The sequence below is a fragment of the Pedobacter sp. genome (assembly GCF_037719805.1).
GTDB lineage: Bacteria > Bacteroidota > Bacteroidia > Sphingobacteriales > Sphingobacteriaceae > Pedobacter.
This window is the reverse complement of record NZ_JBBJLZ010000005.1, coordinates 340,409-363,758: the sequence shown is the minus strand read 5'-3', so window position 1 is coordinate 363,758 and position 23,350 is coordinate 340,409. Positions and strand designations below refer to the sequence as shown.

General features: G+C 40.4%; 20 protein-coding genes. 14 read left to right on the top strand and 6 right to left on the bottom strand.

Annotated features, from left to right (window positions below; all coding sequences use genetic code 11):
- Nucleotides 1-61: 61 nt before the first annotated feature.
- Both WKF66_RS18050 and WKF66_RS18045 read left to right on the top strand, forming a co-directional pair.
- On the top strand, nt 62-1,375 hold the full coding sequence (locus WKF66_RS18050; protein ID WP_489675886.1) for a glycoside hydrolase family 1 protein: 1,314 nt from the start codon (nt 62-64) through the stop codon (nt 1,373-1,375).
- Nucleotides 1,376-1,425: 50 nt separating this feature from the next.
- Nucleotides 1,426-1,875, top strand: coding sequence for a putative signal transducing protein (locus WKF66_RS18045; RefSeq protein ID WP_489675885.1), 450 nt, complete (start codon nt 1,426-1,428; stop codon nt 1,873-1,875).
- 55 nt (nt 1,876-1,930) lie between these two features.
- Here the strand turns inward: WKF66_RS18045 and WKF66_RS18040 are convergent, their stop codons facing one another.
- A complete protein-coding gene (locus WKF66_RS18040; protein WP_489675884.1) occupies nt 1,931-4,216 on the bottom strand; it encodes an aconitate hydratase in 2,286 nt (761 codons plus the stop codon).
- Between the two features lie 267 nt (nt 4,217-4,483).
- Complete coding sequence (locus WKF66_RS18035) at nt 4,484-5,116, bottom strand: polysaccharide deacetylase family protein (RefSeq protein ID WP_489675883.1); 633 nt, start codon at nt 5,114-5,116, stop codon at nt 4,484-4,486.
- Nucleotides 5,117-5,199: 83 nt separating this feature from the next.
- Here WKF66_RS18035 and WKF66_RS18030 point away from each other — a divergent pair, with 83 nt between their 5' ends.
- The 4 genes from WKF66_RS18030 (at nt 5,200) to WKF66_RS18015 (ending at nt 9,466) form a co-directional block, all read left to right on the top strand.
- Nucleotides 5,200-6,618 carry a TolC family protein gene (locus tag WKF66_RS18030; protein WP_489675882.1) on the top strand — a complete coding sequence of 473 codons (1,419 nt, stop codon included), beginning with the start codon at nt 5,200-5,202 and terminating at the stop codon, nt 6,616-6,618.
- Between the two features lie 60 nt (nt 6,619-6,678).
- A complete protein-coding gene (locus WKF66_RS18025) occupies nt 6,679-8,028 on the top strand; it encodes an efflux RND transporter periplasmic adaptor subunit (protein ID WP_489675881.1) in 1,350 nt (449 codons plus the stop codon).
- A gap of 78 nt (nt 8,029-8,106) precedes the next feature.
- Nucleotides 8,107-9,105 carry an NAD(P)H-dependent glycerol-3-phosphate dehydrogenase gene (locus WKF66_RS18020; protein WP_489675880.1) on the top strand — a complete coding sequence of 333 codons (999 nt, stop codon included), beginning with the start codon at nt 8,107-8,109 and terminating at the stop codon, nt 9,103-9,105.
- A 46-nt stretch (nt 9,106-9,151) separates the two neighbouring features.
- Complete coding sequence (locus WKF66_RS18015) at nt 9,152-9,466, top strand: hypothetical protein (protein ID WP_489675879.1); 315 nt, start codon at nt 9,152-9,154, stop codon at nt 9,464-9,466.
- A 52-nt stretch (nt 9,467-9,518) separates the two neighbouring features.
- Here the strand turns inward: WKF66_RS18015 and WKF66_RS18010 are convergent, their stop codons facing one another.
- Nucleotides 9,519-11,444 carry a DEAD/DEAH box helicase gene (locus WKF66_RS18010; protein WP_489675878.1) on the bottom strand — a complete coding sequence of 642 codons (1,926 nt, stop codon included), beginning with the start codon at nt 11,442-11,444 and terminating at the stop codon, nt 9,519-9,521.
- 84 nt (nt 11,445-11,528) lie between these two features.
- Entirely contained in the window at nt 11,529-11,987 is a 459-nt protein-coding gene (locus tag WKF66_RS18005; RefSeq protein WP_489675877.1) for a DUF4293 domain-containing protein, read from the bottom strand.
- 85 nt (nt 11,988-12,072) lie between these two features.
- Between WKF66_RS18005 and truA the strand changes: the two genes are divergently transcribed.
- The 3 genes from truA (at nt 12,073) to WKF66_RS17990 (ending at nt 14,963) form a co-directional block, all read left to right on the top strand.
- A complete protein-coding gene (truA, locus tag WKF66_RS18000) occupies nt 12,073-12,843 on the top strand; it encodes a tRNA pseudouridine(38-40) synthase TruA (RefSeq protein WP_489675876.1) in 771 nt (256 codons plus the stop codon).
- 3 nt (nt 12,844-12,846) lie between these two features.
- Nucleotides 12,847-14,625 (top strand): ABC transporter ATP-binding protein, encoded by a 1,779-nt coding sequence (locus tag WKF66_RS17995; protein ID WP_489675875.1) that lies wholly within the window; start codon nt 12,847-12,849, stop codon nt 14,623-14,625.
- 149 nt (nt 14,626-14,774) lie between these two features.
- Nucleotides 14,775-14,963, top strand: a complete 189-nt coding sequence (locus tag WKF66_RS17990) for a hypothetical protein (protein ID WP_489675874.1) — start codon at nt 14,775-14,777, stop codon at nt 14,961-14,963.
- A gap of 37 nt (nt 14,964-15,000) precedes the next feature.
- Here the strand turns inward: WKF66_RS17990 and WKF66_RS17985 are convergent, their stop codons facing one another.
- The gene (locus WKF66_RS17985) at nt 15,001-18,147 is read right to left on the bottom strand and encodes a VCBS repeat-containing protein (RefSeq protein WP_489675873.1); all 3,147 of its coding nucleotides are present in this window, start codon (nt 18,145-18,147) and stop codon (nt 15,001-15,003) included.
- A gap of 483 nt (nt 18,148-18,630) precedes the next feature.
- Between WKF66_RS17985 and dctA the strand changes: the two genes are divergently transcribed.
- Together dctA and WKF66_RS17975 are read left to right on the top strand one after the other, a co-directional pair.
- Nucleotides 18,631-19,902, top strand: coding sequence for a C4-dicarboxylate transporter DctA (gene dctA, locus WKF66_RS17980; protein ID WP_489675872.1), 1,272 nt, complete (start codon nt 18,631-18,633; stop codon nt 19,900-19,902).
- The gene (locus WKF66_RS17975) at nt 19,899-20,708 is read left to right on the top strand and encodes a 3-keto-disaccharide hydrolase (protein ID WP_489675871.1); all 810 of its coding nucleotides are present in this window, start codon (nt 19,899-19,901) and stop codon (nt 20,706-20,708) included. Before dctA ends, WKF66_RS17975 begins: the two co-directional genes overlap by 4 nt.
- Before the next feature lie 7 nt (nt 20,709-20,715).
- Here WKF66_RS17975 and WKF66_RS17970 read toward each other — a convergent pair whose 3' ends face one another.
- Nucleotides 20,716-20,946, bottom strand: coding sequence for a hypothetical protein (locus WKF66_RS17970; protein ID WP_489675870.1), 231 nt, complete (start codon nt 20,944-20,946; stop codon nt 20,716-20,718).
- A gap of 248 nt (nt 20,947-21,194) precedes the next feature.
- On the opposite strand from WKF66_RS17970, the gene WKF66_RS17965 reads away from it, so the two are divergent.
- The 3 genes from WKF66_RS17965 (at nt 21,195) to WKF66_RS17955 (ending at nt 23,256) form a co-directional block, all read left to right on the top strand.
- Nucleotides 21,195-21,593 (top strand): response regulator, encoded by a 399-nt coding sequence (locus WKF66_RS17965; RefSeq protein ID WP_489675869.1) that lies wholly within the window; start codon nt 21,195-21,197, stop codon nt 21,591-21,593.
- 174 nt (nt 21,594-21,767) lie between these two features.
- Complete coding sequence (gene sucD, locus WKF66_RS17960) at nt 21,768-22,640, top strand: succinate--CoA ligase subunit alpha (RefSeq protein ID WP_489675868.1); 873 nt, start codon at nt 21,768-21,770, stop codon at nt 22,638-22,640.
- A gap of 136 nt (nt 22,641-22,776) precedes the next feature.
- Nucleotides 22,777-23,256 (top strand): methionine-R-sulfoxide reductase, encoded by a 480-nt coding sequence (locus WKF66_RS17955; RefSeq protein ID WP_489675867.1) that lies wholly within the window; start codon nt 22,777-22,779, stop codon nt 23,254-23,256.
- Nucleotides 23,257-23,350: the final 94 nt, after the last annotated feature.

Below are 23,350 nucleotides of genomic sequence, written 5' to 3'. Positions count from 1 at the left end.
TAGGTTAAGGTTAACGTTATGTTAATATGAGAACCTCATATTGCGGTTTAAGAGTTTATGAATGATTAAAGCATCAGATTTTGGCAGTGATTTTTTATGGGGGGTAGCGGTTGCCGCTGCGCAGATAGAAGGTGCTTCTGATAAATATGGTAAAGGGCCATCCATTTGGGATACTTTTTCTAAGAAACCAGGTAAGGCCTGTGACTTTTACCACCGCTTTAGGGAGGACCTGGCATTGGTCAAGTTACTAAACTTTAGTGTGTTTCGTTTTTCTATCTCCTGGCCGAGACTACTGCCTTATGGCTCCGGACTGGTAAATCAAGAAGGTATAAAGTTTTATCATGAGGTAATAGATGAATGCTTGTCGCTCGGAATCACACCATACATTACCCTTTACCATTGGGATCTGCCTGAGGCCCTGGAGCAGGAGGGTGGTTGGGCGTCTTTTAGCGTAAACGGGGCCTTTAACAGTTTCGTAGAACTTTGCGGCCGGGAGTACGGTGATAAAGTTAAAAACTGGATTGTAATGAATGAGCCTTTTGGCTTTACTTCTTTAGGTTATATGCTCGGAATTCATGCGCCGGGACAGACAGGACTCAGGAATTTCTTTTCAGCTGTACATCATGCTGCTATTGCTCAGGCAGACGGAGGCAGAATTCTACGTGCAGAAGTTAGTCATGCCCATATTGGTACTACTTTTTCTTGTTCGGAAATCATTCCAATGACTGACAGTGATGCTGATCATCTTGCTGCGAAACGAATGGATAGCCTTGTAAACCGGCTCTTTATTGAGCCATTGCTCGGGATGGGGTATCCGACTGCAGAATGGGAGCTCTTGGAAAGATTCGCAATCAAACACTCAACCTGGAGGCACACTGCACGTTTGACATTTGATTATGATTACATTGGATTGCAAAATTATTTCCCTTTGACTGTTCGATATAATGCATTTGTTCCCGTTTTACAAGCTTGGGAAGTGAAAGCAAAGACGCGTAAAAAGCCCTTCACGGCAATGGGCTGGGAGGTGAATGCAGACAGTTTTTATAACATTATTAAACAGTTTGCGGCTTATCCGCAGATCAAAAAGTTGATGATTACTGAGGGTGGTGCTGCTTATAAAGATACCGTTGGGACTGACGGTCGGATTCATGACCAGGAACGAATAGCATATTTTGAAAAATATCTCGAGGCCTTATTGCGCATTAAGAATGAAGGTGTAAACGTTACTGGCTATATGGCATGGACTTTAATGGACAACTTCGAATGGGCAGAGGGTTTCGATAAGCGATTTGGCTTAGTCTATACAGACTTTAAAACCCAGAAGCGAACTGTGAAAGATTCTGGTTACTGGTTTAAGGATTTTCTATCCAGCTAGGTAAGTTCCGCAACATTTTATTATATTTCAAAATACCAGATGTTGATGCTATGGATAAAATTGTTGTTTTTGAGACTTATTATAACCCTATAGAAGCTAATATTGTTAAGGAGCGACTAATTGATAGTGGCATTCAGTGCTTTCTTACTGACGAAAATACCATCACCATTAATCCCCTTTACACTCAAGCTATTGGAGGTGTAAAACTGCATATGTTTGAGTATGATGTGTCTGCGGCAAAAGCCTTGCTACTAGATCAAGACGTTCAAGCGACGTTAGCGGATGAAGTTGCAGATTTTGATACGGATTCTGATTCAATATCCGAGGAGATGAGAACTGATGAGATTTGCCCAAAATGTGGCTCTGATCATGTAGGCTATGTTCAAGCTACGAAGAAGCGTTTCAGCGTGATCACAACGCTTTTTTCGCTACTGTTAATGGTTTACCCCTTTAATGCTAAGAAAACACATCATTGCTTTAATTGTGGAAACGAATTCTAAAACATAAAAAAGCCCCCGCTTTGACGGGAGCTCTATTCTATTTTAGAATTGAAACTTAAGCGTTAGCAGCTGCTTTAGCTGCGGCTTCTCTCCTGATAATATTTAGTGCACCACCCGCTTTAAACCACTCAATCTGTTGAGCGTTGTAGCTATGGTTAACTGAGATATCTTCTTTGGTGCCATCTGCATGGTTTAACACCAATGTAAGAGGAATACCCGGTGTAAAGGTTGTTAAACCAATAATGTCAACTACATCGTCCTCAAGAATTTTGTCATAATCGTCTTTATCAACGAAGGTAAGACCAAGCATACCTTGTTTTTTAAGATTTGTTTCGTGGATCCGTGCAAACGATTTCACCAATACGGCACGTACACCTAGATGACGAGGTTCCATCGCAGCATGCTCACGACTAGATCCTTCTCCATAGTTTTCATCTCCAACTACGATTGAACCTAAGTTCTCCGCTTTGTATGCGCGCTGAGTTGCTGGTACGGGACCATATTCGCCAGTTAATACATTTTTAACCGAGTCAGTTGAGTCATTAAAGTAATTTACCGCGCCGATCAACATATTGTTTGAGATGTTGTCCAAGTGACCACGGAACTTTAACCATGGACCGGCCATTGAAATATGGTCAGTAGTACATTTACCTTTTGCTTTAATCAGTAACTTAAGACCTTTGAGGTCGGTACCTTCCCATGCTTCAAAAGGGGCAAGCAGTTGTAGCCTATGAGAAGTAGGGGACACCAACACCTGGACTCCGCTACCATCTTCAGCTGGTTTCTGATAACCTGCGTCATCGACTGCAAAGCCTCTTGGAGGAAGTTCATATCCTGATGGTTCATCAAGCATGACTTGCTCGCCTTTATCATTTGTAAGGGTATCTGTAAGCGGATTGAAACTTAGATCACCAGCAATGGCCAATGCAGTTACCAATTCAGGTGAACCAACGAATGCAAAGGTATTTGGATTGCCATCCGCACGCTTTGCAAAGTTTCTGTTGAAAGAGTGAACAATCGTGTTTTTCTCTTGCTTTTCAGCACCAACTCTGTCCCACATACCGATACAAGGGCCACAAGCATTGGTAAATACTTTCGCTCCGATTCCGTTGAATACGTCAAGGAAGCCATCGCGGGCTATCGTATATCTGATTTGTTCTGAACCTGGGTTGATACAATATTCAGCTTTAGCAGTCAAACCTTTTGAAGATACTTGCTTAGCGATACTTACCGCACGTGAAATGTCTTCATAAGAAGAGTTTGTGCAGGAGCCGATCAGACCTACATCTATTTTCATTGGCCATCCGTTCGCGGCTGCAACCTCTTTCATTTTAGAGATAGGAGTAGCTAAGTCTGGAGTGAAAGGGCCGTTCAGATAAGGCTCAAGTTCATCAAGATTAATCTCAATAATCTGTTCAAAATATTGCTCTGGTGATTCATAAACTTCAGGATCACCTGTTAAATGTTCTTTTATTTCATTGGCTGCATCAGCAACGTCGGCTCTATTTGTAGCGCGTAAATAACGTTCCATGCTTTCATCATAACCAAAGGTAGAAGTTGTTGCTCCTACTTCAGCACCCATGTTGCAGATGGTACCTTTACCAGTACAGCTCATACTTGTTGCACCGTCACCAAAGTACTCAACGATCGCACCTGTTCCACCTTTAACGGTAAGCACGCCGGCGACTTTAAGAATCACATCTTTAGCAGAGGTCCAGCCATTCAGTTTTCCTGTAAGTTTTACACCAATTAGTTTTGGGAATTTAAGCTCCCATGGAAGGCCGGCCATTACATCACAGGCATCAGCACCACCGACACCGATAGCGATCATGCCCAAGCCACCTGCATTTACGGTATGTGAGTCAGTTCCGATCATCATTCCACCGGGGAAAGCATAGTTCTCAAGTACAACCTGGTGAATGATACCTGCGCCTGGTTTCCAGAAGCCGATACCATATTTATTTGAAACAGAAGCAAGGAAATCAAAAACTTCTTTACTTTCTGTATTTGCTGCTGGAAGATCTATTTCAGCACCATTTTTTGCGGTAATCAAGTGATCGCAGTGCACCGTTGAAGGTACAGCAACCTGAGGTCTGCCAGCTTGCATAAATTGCAAAAGAGCCATTTGTGCAGTTGCATCTTGCATAGCCACGCGGTCAGGAGCAAAATCAACATAATCAGTACCTCTAACAAAAGAAGTGTTGGGATTTCCAGCCCAGAGATGGGAATAAAGAATCTTTTCTGAAAGTGTTAAAGGTCTGCCTACTAATTTACGTGCCGCCTCAACGCGGGGGCCAAAATTTGCATACACCTTTTTGATCATTTCAATATCGAAAGCCATTGATAGTATGTTAAAAGGGTAAGTATTATATTATTTGTAGCGAAATTACGAAAAAAAGTAGTGGAGGGCCATCATCTACTTATCATTATATTATTTATATAAGTTCTAAATAAACGTTACTCCGTCTTAAGTTGTCACTATATCGAACAGAACCGTCCGCTTTTGAACAGTAGTAGATTTTATCAACAGGTTCTAATGCGCTTTGTTTCAGTATATAAGACACATCGACATCTTTGGCCTTCAATTAGAGGTCTTAATGAAACGAAATTACTGGGACAGGGTAGGAAGGCGTTCGAACCGGTATCCCAGGTGGGAAAAATGTTCAAGTATAAGAGGAAGCGTGTAATACAATCGTTCAGAAGCTTTTATGCTGTCATGAAACACAATTATGGAGCCATTTCGTGCGTATTTAAGTACGTTGTGGAGGCAGCTTTGAGGACTTAGACCCGTGTCAAAGTCGCCACTAAGAGTGTCCCACATTACGATTTCCATTGAAGGAAATTGCGCTTTGATCTGTGAGATCTGCGATTTCTTGATTCTACCATATGGCGGACGAAACAAGTTGGTGCCGGTTAGCAACTGGCATTTTTGAAAGTTTTTAAAGTAAACGTCATCGGGGGTATCCCACCCTTTTAGGTGATTAAAGGTGTGGTTACCGATACTGTGCTTAGCGTTCTTTATATTTTCGAATATTTTAGGATGCTTTAAAACATTATCTCCTATGCAAAAGAAGGTGGCTTTAGCATTATAGTCATTTAAAGTATTTAGCACGAAGTCTGTAACATCAGGTATAGGTCCATCGTCAAAGGTTAAATAAATGACTTTGTGGTCCCGTGTTTTGTTCCAGGTAAGCTGAGGATAATACCATTTTAATAGCAACGGAGATCGGACCAGGTACATGCTCAAAGATAGGAAACTGCAGTTGTACCTGAAAATTTACAAAATCAAATAGTTGTTTATCTTATTATTGTGAAACTTAAATTATGAAGAAGCTTACCATAGCCTTATCTATTGTTCTCTCAGCAGGGTTCGTTACAAAATCCTTTGCACAAGAAGTCATTACCATTCAACAGGCAGTGGAGCGTACTTTGCAGAATAACCTGCAGATTAAGCAGTCCAGATTAAACGAATCATTAAGCGAAGAAAATTTAAGACAGTCAAGAAATGACGTCTTGCCTACCCTAAATGGAAACGGAAGCTTAAATAAAAACTTCGGAAGAAGTCTTGACCCTTCAACTTACCAATTTATCAGTCAGCAATTTACAAGTTTTAATGGCAATATAAATGTCGGCTTTGACCTATTTGCCGGTTTTCAAAAAATGAATCAAATCAAGCAAAATAGAATCCTTCTGTATGCTGATCAGACGGCGACGGAAAAAGTAAAGAATGATCTGATTTTGCAGGTGGTAACTTCTTACATGCAGATTCTTTATAACCGTGACTTGTTGGCGGCCTCTATACAGCAGCAGGATGTAGCGCGATTAACTGCAAACCAACAACAATTATTGCTGGATGCTGGTAACAAAACCTTGGCAGATGTTTCTGAAGCGAAGTCTCAGGTTGCAACAGCAGAGCTGAATGTAACAAATGCTCAGAATGCTCTTACCATCTCGAACTTGACACTGGCTCAGTTAATGGAAATGGCACCTAATACCACTTTTGAAGTTCAAGCACCGCTTGTGAATAGTTTTAGTGACAATGGAACAGAGGCTAATATTCAGCAGATCTATGAAAGTGCATTAAATACTTTTCCAGATATTAAACTAGCTACTTTAAGATCAGAAGCATCACAAAGAGCAATAGACATTGCAAGAGGCAGCTATCTTCCACGTTTATCTCTTGGTGGAAGTATTGGTACTAACTATTCTAGTGGCAGGGAAACTGTGGTCTCCAGAACTTCCGGACAAGTTTTGTTCGGTGAAACAGCTAGTGGAGAGCAGGTCTTCACAACAGGAACCACTACACTATCCGCTCCACAATCATTCGGATCACAGTTTACAGACAACTTTAACCAATCAGCAGGCCTTAGTTTATCAATACCTATTTTTAATGGCTACCTGACCCGTTCGAATGTTCGTCGTGCCAGAATCAACTACCAGGGTAATCTTCTGCAGGAGCAAACGGCAAAAAACAACCTTAACAAAGTGATATCGCAATCTGTTGCTGACCTTCAGGCGGCAAGGGCACGGTATGTATCTACAGAAAATGCTTTTGCAGCACAAAAAGATGCTTTCTTTGTAATTGAGCAGCGATATAACGTTGGACTAGTTAACTCGCTAGATTACAACACTTCCCGAACCAACAGAAATCGGGCTGAGACCGATTTTATACAGGCAAAGTACGATCTGCTGTTCCGGGCTAAAGTAATTGATTACTATCTAGGAAGACAAATCGTATTTTAGTACACCATTGACCACATTATTTCACCGAGAAAAAGCACAACAAACGATAATAAAGTAAAGATGAAATTAAAACCAATTTTAATAGCAGTAGGCGTAATCATAGCTTTACTGGTAATTGCGAAACTTACCGGCCTCATCGGAGGCAAAAAAGCAGAGAAAGTTACTGTTGAGAAAGCTGCTGAAAGGAAAGTCATTGAAACCGTTACGGCAAGTGGTAAAATACAACCCGAAACGGAAGTAAAGTTAAGCTCTGAAGTTTCCGGTGAGGTTACCGAACTTTTAGTAAAAGAAGGTGACATTGTAAAGAAAGGCCAATTACTTTGTAAAGTCAGACCGGATGTATTGAAGTCTGGTTATGACCGTGCAAATGCATCTTATAGTTCACAAAAAGCAAGTGTAGCCTCCTCTCAGCAAATGTTAAGTCAAAGTCAGGGTAATATGGTTAATGCCGAAGCGACTTATAAGCGTAATGTGGAGTTGTTTAACAAGAAAGTTATTTCTGCTTCTGAGTTTGATGCCGCTAAGGCAGCTTATTTAACGGCAAAAACGAATCTTGGAAGAGCCAAAGCCGACCTGACAGCAGCGAGATTTATGCTAGAGCAATCTGGTGCTACGGTTCAGGAGGCAGGTGCAAACCTTGCAAAGGCAACGATATTTGCGCCAGTAGATGGTGTAATTTCTAAGTTATCCGTGGAACTTGGAGATAGGATTTTAGGTACTGCTCAAATGGCTGGAACTGAAATCATGCGGATCTCTAATCTTTCATCCATGGAAGTTAATGTGGATGTCAATGAAAACGACATTAACCGGGTAAATGTTGGGGATAGTGCCGTGATCGAAGTTGATGCGTTTGCAGATAAGAAGTTCAAGGGCATAGTTACGGAGATTGCGAGTTCTTCAAAAGATGTTGGTACCACCACGAGTGTAGATCAGGTTACCAACTTTAATGTTAAGGTTCGTATTGTTGCTGATTCTTATACTAATGTAAAAGGCGGTGCAAAAGATTTGCCATCTCCATTCAGACCAGGTCTTTCAGCAACTGTAGATATTGAAAGTCAGTCTCTAAAAGGGCTTGCAGTTCCCATCCAATGTGTATTTACTGAGGATGCAAGTAAGACCAAAAAAGAGGGCGAAGCACCATCTACAGATGCCAACTCTGATAAGCAAAAAAGCAAGTTGACAGATAAAACAATTAAACAGTATGTTTATTTATACGCCGCAACTGGAACTGTAAAAAGAGCAGAAGTTACTACTGGTATACAAAATGATCAATATATTATTATTAAGTCAGGCTTGAAAACTGGTCAGGAAGTGGTGACAGGACCCTACTCAGCCATTCAAAATAAACTTAAAGACGGCATGGCTGTAGAAAAGACGACTAAAGATCAGCTCTTTGCCTCTCCTAAATAAAATCAGCGGTTACAATCGCTATAAATAAGTAAATTGCCCCGGTCTATAACATGAGACCGGGGTTTTTATTTATACGCTATGATACCTAAAGTTGCAATGATTGGTGGTGGTAGCTGGGCTACAGCGATCATCAAAATGCTTTCTGATAATACACTACCAAAAGAGATTTATTGGTGGATGAGAAACCCAGCGGCTATAGCCCATCTCCAAAATTACCGTCACAACCCTAATTACCTCAGCTCTGTGGAAATCCGTATTCCGGCCGAGAACATTTCAAATGACATCTCCAAGATCATTGAAAGTGCTGATTTTATTGTTTTAAACGTTCCGGCAGCCTTCTTGAAAGAGACGCTTGTTGGGATCACCTCTGAACAGCTAAGGGGTAAGAAGTTCATATCTGCAATCAAAGGTGTAGTACCAGATGAGAACCTCATTATAGGTGAATTTCTTCATAACAGGTATCTTATTCCTCTTGAAGATATTGTAGTTATAAGTGGACCTTGTCACGCCGAGGAAGTCGCGCTTGAAAAACTATCTTACCTTACACTGGCTTCAGTGGATGTTCAGCTTGCTGCTTGTCTGGCCGGTCTGTTAAAAACGCGTTATATCAAGACGAATATATCTGATGATATTTTTGGAACTGAATATGCTGCTGTGCTTAAAAACATTTATGCCGTAGCTAGTGGAATTTGTCATGGTGTGGGTTATGGTGATAACTTTCAGGCGGTATTGATATCGAATGCAATTAGAGAAATTAAGCGTTTTGTCGATGCAGTCCATCCAATAAGTAGAGATATTATGGAATCAGCATACCTCGGAGATTTGTTAGTTACTGCCTATTCTCAATTTAGTAGAAACAGAACATTTGGCAATATGATAGGGAAGGGTTACACCGTTACCTCCGCGCAGCTAGAAATGAACATGATTGCCGAAGGATACTATGCCGTTAAGTGCATGCACCACGTGAATAAGAAATATAAAGTTGACATGCCTATATGCCGTGCTGTTTATGCCATTTTATATGAGAAACACTCGCCAAACGTCCAAATGGCTCAACTTACTGAGCAATTGAACTAGCAAACAATAGGAGGGGTGCTTTGTTTCTAATATAAATCACACTACCATGAAAACAAATTATATTAAAGGGCTTTTAATGATAGCCTTAAGTACAGCAACTGTTTTTGGCAGTACTGCTCAGGAAAAGAAAAGGACTGTTGGACAAACTATTGATAGAACAGCGACTAAAGTAGGGAATAAGACCGCTGAAGTTGCTGTAAAAGGAAGTGCAAAGGTAGCCGATAAGACCTGGAAAGGTATGATGGCGCCAGATGGTACTAACGTTTATATTGATGGAAGCAATAAGAAGTACTTCGTCAATAAAAAGGGAGCAAGAGTTTATCTCAAAGCTTCTGAGATTAAACCAAGACCAAAAAGTTAATTGCATAAAAAATGCCGGAATGTAGTTCCGGCATTTTTTATATTGCATGTAGTTAAGATCTACGTTTTCTATCACTGCTTCCGCCTTCACGTCTTGGGCCGCCAGTGCTTCCACCACGGTCATCACGACTTCTTCCAGAGAAATCTTTGAATCCAGTACCTGCGCTGCTTCCACCGCCTGTGCTGCTTCCGCCTTCACGTCTTCCGCCGCCACTGCTTCTGCGATCTCCGCTTCCACCTTCACGTCTTCCTGCGCTGTAGCTTCCGCCACCTCCACTTCTTCTTTCACCACCGCCGAAACCACGACCACCGCCGCCACTTCTGCGTTCAGCACCACCGCCACCGTCGCCGTCAGCAGTTTTTTCTATTCTTACACCGCGGTTGTTAAATTCAACTGCTTTGAAGTTAGAGAATAAAGATTCAACAGTATCGTTCTCAACTTCGAAGAATGAATAAACACCTTTCAAGTCAATTTTGCCAATGCTTTTTCCACTGATTTTACCGTTGTTACAAACAAAAGATAACAAATCACCTCTTGTAAAGTCGTCAACAGATCCAAGATTTATAAACAGACGGGTATAACCTTCGCTGCTTCTTGAACCTCTTTCTCCGCGCTCACCACGTTCTCCACGCTCACCACGATCATCTGCTGACGAGTTTAAGTCAGGCGCATTCTTGTAGTAATCTAAAAAACGGTTAAACTCGAGGGATGCAAAACGTTTGATCACATCATCTTTAGAAAGCTCTTTAAACTCGTCCATAATGCGTGGCATGTACTGCTCAATTTGAGACTCATTAACCTCTACATTGTGAACTTTATGAACCAGACCAAACAATTGTTTTTCACAAACGTCAAATCCTGTAGGAAGTTCTGCTTTAGTGAATTGTTTGCCAATGATTCTTTCAATCTGACGAATTTTACCAATCTCTTTCGAGTTGATAATACAGATAGAAATACCTGTTTTACCAGCACGACCGGTACGGCCGCTACGGTGGGTATAACTTTCAATCTCATCAGGTAAGGAGTAATTAATTACATGTGTAACGTTGTTTACGTCGATACCACGGGCTGCAACGTCAGTAGCGATAAGCAGCTGCATGTTGCGATCGCGGAAACGTTGCATTACTTTGTCACGTTGTTGTTGAGAAAGATCTCCGTGTAAAGCGTCTGCATTGTAACCATCTTTTATCAAATGCTCTGCAACGTCCTGGGTATCCAGTTTAGTTTTACAAAACACTACAGCAAAGATTTCAGGGTTAAAATCTACGATACGTTTTAATGCAGCGTATTTATCTCTCGCACGTACAATGTAGTACTCATGCTCGATGTTTACATTACCTGCGTTCTTGGTACCCATGGTTAACTCTACTGGAGAGTCCATGTAGTTTTTTGCTATTCTTCTAACCTCAGGAGGCATAGTAGCAGAAAACAACCATGTTTTTTTGTCGTCAGGAGTCGTCGACAAGATGTCGTTGATGTCTTCCTGGAAACCCATGTTTAACATTTCGTCAGCCTCATCTAAAACTACAAATTTCACGTTACTGAAATCGATAGCCTTACGGCCAATAATGTCTAACATACGGCCCGGTGTAGCCACTACAATTTGTACACCGATTCTAATTTCACGCAACTGTTGCATAATGTTAGCGCCACCGTAAACGGCAACTACATTTGCTCCAGAGATGTTTTTTGAGAAATTCTTGATGTCACTGGTAATCTGTAAGCAAAGCTCTCTGGTAGGGCATAAAATCAATGCCTGCGGCTTATTGCTTTTAAAGTCTATCAATTCCAACAGCGGCAAACCAAATGCGGCTGTTTTTCCTGTTCCTGTTTGGGCCAAACCAACAAAATCGTTATTGCCCTCTAACAGTACAGGAATACTTTGTTCCTGAATAGGTGTTGGATTTTCGAAACCTAAATCCTTTACAGCATTAACAACGTCATCACTTATCCCCAATTTACTAAATGGGTTTATCATGTATTATAATTTATTAAGCCGCAAAGGTACAGTTAATAGTTGATATTACAATAAGGGGTAACTAAATAAAAATGAGGGTTTTAATTATCGTAGTCTGTCGGCCGATCTTAGCAATTGCTCGTCTTTCGTAATACCACGGATAGCAAGCGCACAAAATACAATTGCTAAAACTGGTAAAGCTACGCCGGGGTTAAAAGAAGTGTTAGACGATCCACCAGGGATTTGTTGAATATAGTTGAATATCCAGAAAGATAAGGATACTACCATAACCATCAAAGCAAGGCACAGTCTCTTCTGAACTGTCCTTTTTTTATAACTGAAGATGATAGCGATACACATCACTCCCACAGCAATTACACTGATCGTTAAAGGCGTAAAAGAAGTCAACTTCGTCGTTGCACCATTTTCACTTTGATACAATCCTGTTGCCTTTATCCAAAATTCCTTTCCTGCTTCATTGCTACTAGCAACAGGAATTATAAACAATAAGAAGATAGTGATTGAAGCTAGTAACAGCCAGATAGATTGGATTCTCTGTATCATATCAATTCCATAATTTTGACAAAGATATTAATTCACCCAAACTAAGCAATCTAAAAATAGATTTAGAAGCCGTAGATTTGCAGCCTTGAAGACAAAACGGTATTTCATAGAACTTGCATATAGTGGTACAGAGTATCATGGCTGGCAAATGCAGCCTAACGCAATGACCGTACAAGAATGTCTGGATAAGGCCCTTAGTACTTATTTCAGGCAGCAAATCAGTACATTGGGTTGCGGTAGAACTGATGCTGGTGTGCATGCCATACAGTTTTATGCCCACTTTGATCTTCAGCTGGTAAATGAAATGCCATTCTACACTGACGCTGATTTAGAAAAGAAAATTACCGGTATCAATTCTTTGCTTCCTTACGATGTTGCCATCAAAAGAATTTTTGCTGTTCGCGAGGACGCACACGCGAGGTTTGATGCGACCGAACGTGCCTACAAGTACCTCATTCATTTTCACAAAGACCCTTTTAAACTCGATCGCTCCTGGCTAATCAAAGGAGAATTAGATGTGGAATTAATGAATGCTGCTGCAGCACTGTTATTAAGTTATACCGACTTTTCCTGCTTTAGCAAATCACATACACAAACCTTTACTAATAATTGTAAAATCACCGAAGCTTTCTTTGAGTTTGAAGAAGATAGTCTTAAATTCTCAATTGCTGCAGACAGGTTCCTTCGAAACATGGTGCGTGCGATTGTTGGCACCCTCATAAGAATCGGTAGAAATGAAATTAGCCTGCTCGACTTTACAGATATTATTGAAAGTAAAAATAGAAGCAAAGCCGGACAATCTGTTCCAGCCTGCGGACTTTACCTCTGTAGAATCAATTATCCTTACTTTAAATAAGCTATGCCAAAGATAACTGGAGATGTAATTAACGTTAACCTACTGAAACGAGTTTTCCAGTATGTAAAGCCCTACAAAAGGACTTTTTTATGGGCGGTAGTGCTAACAATCCTTTTGGCAGTTGTCGCACCTTTGCGTCCGATCATTATTGGTTATACGTTAGACCAGTATATTTTTACCGGAAATTATCCTGGATTGTTAAATATGACCCTGCTCATGCTTTTCTTATTAGTGCTGCAAACAGGCCTCCAGTATAGCCATACCTTGCTGACTAATACGTTAGGCCAGTCTGCAGTTAAAGATCTTCGGATAAATGTCTTCAATCACATTACTAAACTCCGTTTAAAGTATTTTGACAATACCCCGATCGGTCAGCTGATTACCAGAACCGTTTCAGATATGGAAACGATTGCGGAGATTTTCTCAGAAGGTTTGATCATGATCATCGGAGATGTCTTAATGGTGATTGTGATTGTAGGTGTAATGGTGGCCCGAGATTGGATGCTCACTATTGTAGTATTACTCCCGGTTCCTTTATTAATCATAGCTACGTCGGTTTTTCAAAAGGCTATTAAGTCTGCTTTCCAAGAGATCAGAACCGAAGTATCTAACCTGAACACCTACTTGCAAGAACATATCACCGGAATATCGATTATCCAATACTTTGCGCGAGAGGATCAGGAATATAAAAAGTTTCTAAAGATTAATGGCCGTTATCGCGATGCGAATATCAGGTCAAATTGGTACTATTCCATCTTCTTCCCAGTCGTAGAAGTAATATCTGCAATCTCAATGGGGCTTTTGATCTGGTATGGCTCAAAAACTATTTTGGCACATCCCTTAAGTATCAAACCAGGCATCATCACGGAGTTTATCATGTATCTCGGAATGCTTTTCCGTCCGATAAGGGAACTTGCGGATAAATTCAACACACTTCAGATGGGGATGGTTGGAGCAGAGCGGGTGTTTAAGGTTTTAGACAATACCGAAGTAACAGAAAACAAGGGTACACTTGCTCCTAATAAACTCAAAGGCGAGATCTTTTTCGACCATGTATGGTTTGGGTATAATAATGACAATTATGTCCTAAAGGATCTTTGTTTTCATGTTGAGGCAGGAAAGACCATTGCCTTAGTAGGTGCTACTGGAGCTGGTAAATCCTCGACCATAAATATTCTTAATAGGTTTTATGAAATTCAAAAGGGGGAGATTCGGGTTGACGGTGTGAAAATCCAGGACTATGAGCTTAATTATTTACGAAGCAACATTGCCACTGTATTGCAGGATGTTTTTCTTTTCTCGGACACAATTTTCAATAACATTACACTAAATAATCCAAATATTTCAATGGAAGAAGTGGTGGATGCCGCTAAAAAAGTGGGTGCGCATGAATTTATTGAACGTCTACCAGGAGGATATCAATACAATGTTATGGAAAGAGGAGCAACACTCTCTGCGGGACAGGCGCAACTGATTTCCTTTATACGTGCCTTAGTTTATGATCCATCAATCCTTGTCTTAGATGAAGCCACTTCATCAGTTGACACGGAAACCGAAATGCTTATTCAACAGGCAATTGAAAACCTTATGCAGGGCAGGACGTCAATCGTTATTGCTCACCGACTGTCTACCATCCAAAAAGCAGATCAGATATTGGTGCTCGATAATGGTGAAATTAAAGAAATCGGAACCCATCAAGAGCTTCTGAAGTTAGACGGATATTACAAGAAGCTGTATGATTTACAGTTTAACTCTGTCGGTATTAAGTCACCTCTTAATTAGCTAAACACAAGAGCACCAGCCAACCCATAATTTATATGTACCTTTGCACCTTAAGTAATAGGAATATGAGTGATTACAGTGATTTGATTTTGAACGACAAAAATTCCGGCAAAATACAAGATTTATAAAGTGCCCTTGATGGGGTTGAGGTGACTTATGCACTTTGGCTTAACAATAGGAAGAACACACAGACGGGAGAAACTCCAGATAAACTTGCTAATTATTTCCGTTACTTCTATAATGAGAAGGGAATGCAGTTTTATGTAAAAGATGAGCTTCCAAGAGAAATTAAGAATGCCTGTTGGTCCGCTTACCGTGCCATCTTTAGCAACTCGTAAATTGAGGGGCTCAAATTAACGTTTGAGCCCGCCTCATTTACATCGCCTGATAAGCCTTTATCCCTTGCTGATTAATTCCAAACAGCACTCTATCCTTTAAAGTCACTGCACTTCTGACATCTCCCTTGATATGAAAACCAGACTGCGGCTGAGGAATATAGGTAAATCTCCCTTTTCCATCTCCTTTCAATAAGATACCAGAGCCAGCATCGTTGCGGCCAAATTTTAACTTTGTCCGGCTTATATTTCCACACAATAACAAGTCTTTGTTCCCGTCATGGTTATAATCCATTGAAGTTATTGTAAAAATAGGTGTAAACTGCGCTTGTATAGGCATTTCGATCGCAGTAAATTTATCGCCTTGATTTAAAAAAATCATTGTTTTCAGCACATTAGCCTTGAGTATTGAAACGTTTGTTAATTCCTCCGCTGTGAAAATGTCTTTAATTCCCGCATCGGAGTAACTTTTGTAATTTGAAAACCTAGTTCGCATGATGCTCATTTGATCCAGCAATTCGTCTCTGGTAACGTATGGATGATTCTTGCCTTGAATATAAAAACAAAGTATGGGATCAACAGAGCCATTGTCATCAAAGTCTTTATAATATAATTGTGCAGGTTCCTTGTCGCTTACTTTACATTGCGTATTTAAGCCCATATTGCCAACAATTAAGTCAGGTTTTCCATCTTTATTTAAGTCCTCAATCAGAATTCTGTTCCACCAGCCCGACAGTTCCTTGCCGAAATATGCATTGGTCTTGTCGACAAGTTTCCCTGACTCATTTATCATGGCGGTGATTGGCATCCATTCCCCAGCCAATACGAGATCAGGCCTTCCATCAGCATTCAAATCGGTGAAGGCGGCGTCTGAAACCATTCCAATACGCTGTAATTTTGGTGATAGCGTAGCTATCTCATCCCTGAAGTTCCCCTTTCCATCATTAATCAATAAATAACTGAGCGGAGCTTCGGGATAGCGGCCAGGAATAACCCTACCACCGATGAAGAGATCAGGATGCCCATCTCCATTCACATCCGCGCTCTTCACGCAACTTTTGCTAGTAAGCATTTTGGGAAGTGCAGCTATTGCTTTACTAAAGTTTCCTTGTCCGTCACCGAAATATAATCTGTCTTGTAAATCTGGGTCTTCAGGCAAATAACTTCCGTACCCACCACTAGCCACATACAAGTCTGTTTTACCATCGCCATTCGCATCAAAGAATAGAGCATCTGCATCTTCAGATTTCTCATCAAACTGGAATGCTCTATTAAGCTTTTTGCTGAATGACCCGTTCTTATTTTGAAGAAAGATAGCGCCCGACTGATTCACTTGGCCACCTACATAAATGTCTTCCAAACCATCTTTATTAACATCGCCTTTTACTATACATGGTCCGTTAAATGAAAGTGGGTTAGTCAACAATGGCTGACGCTTATAATCATTTACTTCGGTTGACGCTGACTTGTAATCAACAGGAGATTTTATCTCTTCAAATATTCCTTTGCTCTTTTCAGGAACGATATATCGCCCTCTAGCCTCCACTTCTTTTAATAGCAGTGTTTGATTTGGTGTGACATTGAATAGCGTCTGGTTGCTGCCCGTTGTCCAAACGATCCTTAAAGAATCGATAGGCTTACCAATTCCCAACCCGAAATGCAAAATAGGACTTACACTTGACTGGTAACCTCTGGATGGGTTTTGTTCTACATATTGAACGGTCCCTTTCGAGTACAACCAAAGCTTAGCACCAATGCCCTGCGTATTCCCTTTCACACCTGCAAGTTTCACCTTCAAATGTCTGTTACTGCCTAGGTCCGCAGTATTGTTTTGATAAATCGAAGCAGCTAAATTAACGTTGTTTACGATAAGATCCAGGTCACCGTCATTATCAAGATCTGAATAGGCGGCTCCGTTGCTATTAGAAGCAAGATCGACTCCCCAGGTATCTCTCTCGTTAGTAAAGGTCAGGTTGCCATTGTTTTTAAACACGTAGTTTTTCACATTTGAAGATGGAATCTTATTAACTATTTCCAATAAATTTGACTTGACTACTGCAGGATCTGTATCCCGGAGAAAATCTCCCTGGAACTTAAGGAAATCCATATCTGTATAGTCACGGAGATATCCATTAGTGACGAATAAATCCTTAAACCCATCATTGTCCAAATCTGCAAAAAGTGGAGCCCAACTCCAGTCTGTATTTGAGATTCCAGCGAGCTGCCCGATTTCACTAAAAGTTCCGTTTCCATTGTTAAGGTGGAGCATATTACGCATCTCCTGTTGATGGAAGCCTAGTTTTAAACGAAGGTTGTTGTACTCGTAATTGTCCGGAGCGAATAATTGCTTTTGTCTATGGTTGTCTTCCGGAAGCATATCAAGCGTAAGGATGTCAGGCAAGCCGTCATTGTTTATATCGGCAATGTCGTTGCCCATCGAATATAACGAGGTGTGGCCAATCTGATTCGCTAATTGATCAACAAACTTACCCTTTCCATCATTTATATATAGGTAGTCAGGCGAGGAGTAGTCATTAGATATATAGATATCTGCCCATCCATCAGCATTTAAATCTGCAATCCCGGCGCCTAGCCCATAAGTAAAAGACGTATTGATAAGACCTGCGGCATCCGAGACATCCGTAAATTTATTTCCATCATTGCGATAAAGCTTTACCCTGATATCTGGTGCAGGTGCTTTTAAGACTGTCATAGGAGAATGGTCATCCAACGTTGTAAAAACTTTAGGATTATGATTTAGCAGGAACATATCCAAATCTTGATCATGATCATAGTCGAAAAACACAGATTGAGTACTATAGGAGGCGTCATTTAAACCAAAAGTGCCGGCCTCATCCTTAAATAAAGGAAATCCGTTAAGATCATTCCCCTGATTGATATAAAGTTTATTCTGCCGGTTAAGAGCAGGCAGACCACCGGAAAAGCATTGATAGATATCAAGTTTGCCATCTCCGTTTACGTCAGCCATTGTTACCCCTGTTTTCCAGGATAGCTCGATCTCAGTGATGCCACTTTTTGATGTAATGTCTTCAAACTCCATGTTCCCTTTATTTAGGTAAAGTTTCGCCGGAGTCATGTTGCCAGACAAATAGATGTCATCAAGGCCATCATTGTTCAGATCACCTACCGAAACACCGCCGCCATTGTAGAAGTACTGGTACGACATTACATTAGCGCGCGGACTTTCCTCAATGGTGTTATTAAAATCTATATGTGTTTTTTCGGATGATAGAAGTGTAAACCGTTTAGCCTGTGGTTGATCGTGAGATGAGCTACGGCATGACGAAAATGATACTATAGCGCAAAGCCATAGTGCTTGAATACATTTATAATGCAGGTACATTTGGTTAGTTGATTTATCTCTTTTGAAGATAGGAATTTATTCTAAAGCAACTCTAAACAAAATGTTAATTTGTTGACAAAATTCCTTTTAAAGCTCACTTTATTGTCCTAAATTGTTGTCAGTATAATTCAATATCCAACAGCGAAAAAAAAGTCCTGTGAGCGGGTAATCCGTGAAGGGCAGGCAAAACATAAAAGCTCTCGATTTCGGGGGCTTTATTTATTTAAGGAAACATTCCTTCCATCTCTTTACCGGGCTTGATCTCTTAAGCTAGCTTTTTGCTTGAGATTGCTGTATATTAGTTTAATGAAGTCCATTCTCTCGAATTTAACATTTCAGGTTATATTGGCAATTTCTGTTGGTGTAATCATTGGAGCTTTGTTTCCAGGTTTTGCGCCTCATGCAAAACTAATTAGTCAAAGTTTTATCAACATGATTAGCATGTTGATTGCACCGATCATTTTTCTAACGATTGTTCTGGGTATCGCACACATGGGCGACATGAAAAAGGTGGGAAGGGTAGGCGGAAAGGCTTTGTTATACTTTGAGTTGGCGAGTACGCTTGCAATTGTCATTGGACTTGTTGTTGCCAATATATTGAAGCCTGGCATTGGGATTAAAGTAGCGTCCGGTGACGTTGATAAAATCAAAAGTTATACAGAGCAGGCTAATGGTATCAACTGGCTCGAATTTCTGGCTCATATTATACCTGCAAATATATTTGAAGCTTTTTCAAAGGGTGAAATTTTGCAAATCCTATTTTTTGCAATCCTCTTTGGATATGGATTAAACAAGATGGGAGAGGCAGGTCAATCACTCTTAGTGACTTTTGATAAGATCTCCAAAGTGCTTTTTAACATCATGAAAGTGGTAATGAGAATTGCACCTGTCGGAGCGTTTGGAGGGATGGCTTACAGCGTTGGAACATATGGCCTGGCTACTTTATTGCCGATGGCAAAACTTATGGGAGCCGTTTATTTAACTTGTTTTTTATTTATTTTTGTCGTTCTCAACGCCATATGCCGAGTATATAACTTTAGTCTATGGCACTATTTAAAGTACATTAGGCAGGAGATACTCATTGTTCTTGGTACTTCGTCGTCGGAGTCTGTATTGCCTAGTATGATGCAGAAGATGGAAGCTATTGGCTGTAAGAAATCTATCGTTGGCCTTGTTATTCCCACTGGTTATTCCTTTAATCTTGACGGAACCGCAATCTATCTCTCTATGGCGGTTATATTCTTGTGTCAGGTATTTAATATAGATTTATCCATTGGTCAGCAAATCAGTATTATGGCAGTGCTTATGGTAACGTCGAAGGGAGCAGCGGGAGTAACAGGAAGTGGATTTATCGTACTTGCTTCCACGTTAACAGCGTTAAAGATAATGCCTGTTGAACACATTGCGATATTGCTTGGCGTTGATCGTTTTATGTCGGAAGCCCGTGCCATCACTAACATGATAGGGAATGGCATTGCTGCTATAGTTATTGCCAAAAGCGAAAATGAGTTCGATGAAGAGAAATATCTGCGGGCGATTCAGCCATCCGCTATTGTAAAGAACGAAGAAAGTATATGATTTATAAGAGACTATTCGCATTTTTATACGGCGCCTTATTACTGTTAAGTTGTGGAGGTGTTAAGCAAGGCGCTACTGGTAGCAACTCAGATCAAGGCTTCACGTCCTTATTTAATGGAAAGGATATCAGTAACTGGTTTGTAAAGATCTACCATCATGAAGTTGGTGTGAACTTTGGCAACACCTTTCGTGTATCGGATGGGGTGATCCAGATTAGATATGACCAATATCAAGATTTCAACGATCAATTTGGGCATCTCTACTATAAGGTGCCATTTTCTTATTATCACCTAAAGTTTGAGTACCGTTTCGTAGGTAAACAACAAAAGGGTGCGCCAGACTATACCCTGCTTAACAGCGGAGTGATGTTTCATTCGCAAGACCCAAGGACAATGCTCAAAGAACAAGACTGGCCCATTTCTGTAGAAATGCAACTATTAGGAGGTCTGGGCGACGGTCGTCCAAGGCCAACCGGCAACATGTGTTCGCCGGGTACGGATGTCATTTATAAAGGAAAAATATCGGCTGACCATTGCATAAACTCTAGTTCAAAGACGTATGACGGTGATCAATGGGTTAGTGGGGAGCTAATTGTAATGGGCGACTCTATCATTAAACATATCATTAATGGAGATACTGTCCTTCAATACTCAAAGCCTCAAGTAGGTGGCGGTGTTGCCAATGGCTTTGATCCTAAATACAAACAAGACGGAAAATTACTAAGCAGCGGTTTTATCGCATTACAAAGTGAGGGGCAGCCAGTAGACTTTAAGAATATTAGAATAAAGCAACTGCATCATAAGTAAAGGGGTATTATAAGCGGTATCTTAATCCGACAGCTCTGGCAATTGCCTTTTTGAGCCCTGCATAATCACTTATGGAAGGTTCTAATACGTCCCATTCGCCTTTTATATTTTTAGCAATGGTAAGCTCTTCATTATTTAGAAGTATTTTGATTTCAGGAGAATCTTTATTTATAGCCTTAGTTAGGATGGTATAAGTATAATCCTCTCCTTCATAGGTAATTCTTAAAGGTAGACTCATCGTTGCAAATATAGCCTTTATACATTAATATGTATGGTTTTGTTTAAAGTATCATTCGTTTGATCTGATAGTCAACGTCAAAGAACTGTGAAAATTTGGGAATAAATGAGAAATAACGTGCACTAAAACAATTTTGTTCTAAATTTACAGCACCTACGGAGCTGGCACCCTTTGTTACTACAGGCCTACTTAATAATGATAGTGGTGTTCAAATTTGTTTTGGTTCCATTAATAGAAATCACTTGCTTATGAATGCGACCACCTTAATATCTGTTTTATACTTAGATGATGAAGTGCATAACTTAACTGCGTTTAAGGCGAGTTTTAGGAGAGTATATAATATCTATACCGCAGAATCGGCTATCGAAGCACGTCAAATTCTTGACAGTACGGAGATTGACGTAATTATTACTGATCAGCGGATGCCTGTAACTACTGGTATAGAGTTTCTAAAGTCTATTATTCCCTTATACCCAAAACCCAGCAGGATTTTGTTAACTGGTTATACAGATACAAATACAATTAACGATGCAATCGAGAAGGGTTATGTTCAGAAATGTATTTTAAAACCCTGGTCGGAAGATGAACTTCATGCTGAGATTGAAAAAGCTATAAATTTTTACTCGGGAGAAAAAAATGATTTGTAACGAATTTACCAAAGATTATTAATTTGATAAAGCCCTAATGTTATCACCTGAGTTGGTCAGCCTTTGACCGGCATTAGTGAGCCTCGTCAAGGTCAAAAGTTCTTTCAAACGGCCCCAGGATAATATTGTTTATCATAACAATTTTATATAAGTTTGCATCAAAATTAAAGATACATGAGTGTTTTAGTAAATAAAGATTCAAAAGTTATAGTTCAGGGATTTACAGGAACCGAGGGTAGTTATCACGCTGCTCAGATGATTGAGTATGGAACCAATGTTGTTGGTGGTGTTACCCCTGGCAAAGGTGGTCAGGTCCACTTGGACAGGCCTGTATTTAATACAGTTAAGGATGCGGTAGATCAAGCTGGCGCCAATGTATCAATCATTTTTGTTCCACCCGCTTTTGCTGCAGATGCCATCATGGAAGCTGCTGAAGCTGGTATTAAAGTTATAGTTTGTATAACTGAAGGTATTCCTACCAAGGATATGATTCAGGTAAAAGAATATATTTCCGATAAAGATTGTCGTCTAATCGGTCCCAATTGTCCGGGAGTAATCACAGCTGATGAGGCTAAAATCGGTATCATGCCGGGTTTTATCTTTAAAAAAGGCACTGTAGGTGTTGTTTCAAAATCAGGAACATTGACTTACGAAGCGGTTGACCAGGTAGTAAAGGCTGGTTTAGGTATTACAACTGCAATCGGTATAGGTGGAGATCCAATCATTGGAACAACAACTAAGGAGGCCGTTGAATTGTTAATGAATGATCCTGAAACTGAAGGTATCATCATGATTGGCGAGATTGGTGGTGGGATGGAAGCTGAAGCTGCCTATTGGATAAAAGAACATGGTACTAAACCTGTTGTTGGCTTTATCGCCGGACAGACTGCTCCTGCTGGTCGTAGAATGGGTCACGCTGGTGCTATCGTTGGCGGTGCTGATGACACTGCTGCTGCAAAAATGAAGATTATGGCAGAATGTGGAATCACTGTTGTTGAAAGCCCTGCTGAAATTGGTGAAGCTATGGTTGCCTTGTTAAAAAAATAATAAGATTTTCGCATAAGTTGAAGGGCTCTGGTGATCTAATCATCAGGGCCTTTTTATTTGCTGACAATTGCATGGCAGTGCTTTAAAACTCTATAGAAACGTTATCCGTATATTAGAGCGACTAATTAGCGTACACATGAGCACATCAATCAATCAATTATTATTAGTAGTCGGCTTGTTTTTGATAACAGCCTTTACAGCCTGTGCACAGAGCCCGAAAAAACAAGACCCTAAAAAAACAACCAAGACTATGGAGTGGAATAAATTAACCAAAGAAGAAGAAGATGTAATTGTACGTAAAGGGACAGAGTATCCTGGCACAGGAACATTGTTAAATAACACGGAGAAAGGAACTTACACTTGCAGGAGATGTAACGCAGCTTTGTATCGTTCGGAGTCTAAATTTGATGGGCATTGTGGATGGCCGAGTTTTGACGACGAGATTAAGGGGGCTGTTGTTAGAGTGCCGGATGCAGATGGTTCGCGTACTGAAATCGTTTGTGCTAATTGTAAAGCGCATTTAGGTCATGTCTTTATTGGTGAAGGGTTCACTGCTAAGAATACTAGGAACTGTGTAAACTCTGTCTCTATGAGTTTTGTTCCTGACAAGAAATAAATTTAAATCTCTTGAAATTTGCATGATGCCCGGGAAGAACTTCCCGGGCATTTTCTTTATAAGTACTTATGTTTGTTATGTTTGCCAGCTCACC

Bases quoted from the DNA above. Each gene is read 5' to 3' on its own strand.
- WKF66_RS17985 (WP_489675873.1), bottom strand. From the start codon at position 18,147: ATGTCGTACCAGTACTTCTACAATGGCGGCGGTGTTTCGGTAGGTGAT.
- WKF66_RS17965 (WP_489675869.1), top strand. From the start codon at position 21,195: ATGAATGCGACCACCTTAATATCTGTTTTATACTTAGATGATGAAGTG.
- WKF66_RS18050 (WP_489675886.1), top strand. From the start codon at position 62: ATGATTAAAGCATCAGATTTTGGCAGTGATTTTTTATGGGGGGTAGCG.
- WKF66_RS18025 (WP_489675881.1), top strand. From the start codon at position 6,679: ATGAAATTAAAACCAATTTTAATAGCAGTAGGCGTAATCATAGCTTTA.
- WKF66_RS18015 (WP_489675879.1), top strand. From the start codon at position 9,152: ATGAAAACAAATTATATTAAAGGGCTTTTAATGATAGCCTTAAGTACA.
- WKF66_RS18020 (WP_489675880.1), top strand. From the start codon at position 8,107: ATGATACCTAAAGTTGCAATGATTGGTGGTGGTAGCTGGGCTACAGCG.
- WKF66_RS17955 (WP_489675867.1), top strand. From the start codon at position 22,777: ATGAGCACATCAATCAATCAATTATTATTAGTAGTCGGCTTGTTTTTG.
- WKF66_RS18040 (WP_489675884.1), bottom strand. From the start codon at position 4,216: ATGGCTTTCGATATTGAAATGATCAAAAAGGTGTATGCAAATTTTGGC.
- WKF66_RS17995 (WP_489675875.1), top strand. From the start codon at position 12,847: ATGCCAAAGATAACTGGAGATGTAATTAACGTTAACCTACTGAAACGA.
- dctA (WP_489675872.1), top strand. From the start codon at position 18,631: ATGAAGTCCATTCTCTCGAATTTAACATTTCAGGTTATATTGGCAATT.
- WKF66_RS18005 (WP_489675877.1), bottom strand. From the start codon at position 11,987: ATGATACAGAGAATCCAATCTATCTGGCTGTTACTAGCTTCAATCACT.
- WKF66_RS18045 (WP_489675885.1), top strand. From the start codon at position 1,426: ATGGATAAAATTGTTGTTTTTGAGACTTATTATAACCCTATAGAAGCT.
- WKF66_RS18030 (WP_489675882.1), top strand. From the start codon at position 5,200: ATGAAGAAGCTTACCATAGCCTTATCTATTGTTCTCTCAGCAGGGTTC.
- WKF66_RS18010 (WP_489675878.1), bottom strand. From the start codon at position 11,444: ATGATAAACCCATTTAGTAAATTGGGGATAAGTGATGACGTTGTTAAT.
- WKF66_RS17975 (WP_489675871.1), top strand. From the start codon at position 19,899: ATGATTTATAAGAGACTATTCGCATTTTTATACGGCGCCTTATTACTG.
- WKF66_RS18035 (WP_489675883.1), bottom strand. From the start codon at position 5,116: ATGTACCTGGTCCGATCTCCGTTGCTATTAAAATGGTATTATCCTCAG.
- sucD (WP_489675868.1), top strand. From the start codon at position 21,768: ATGAGTGTTTTAGTAAATAAAGATTCAAAAGTTATAGTTCAGGGATTT.
- WKF66_RS17970 (WP_489675870.1), bottom strand. From the start codon at position 20,946: ATGAGTCTACCTTTAAGAATTACCTATGAAGGAGAGGATTATACTTAT.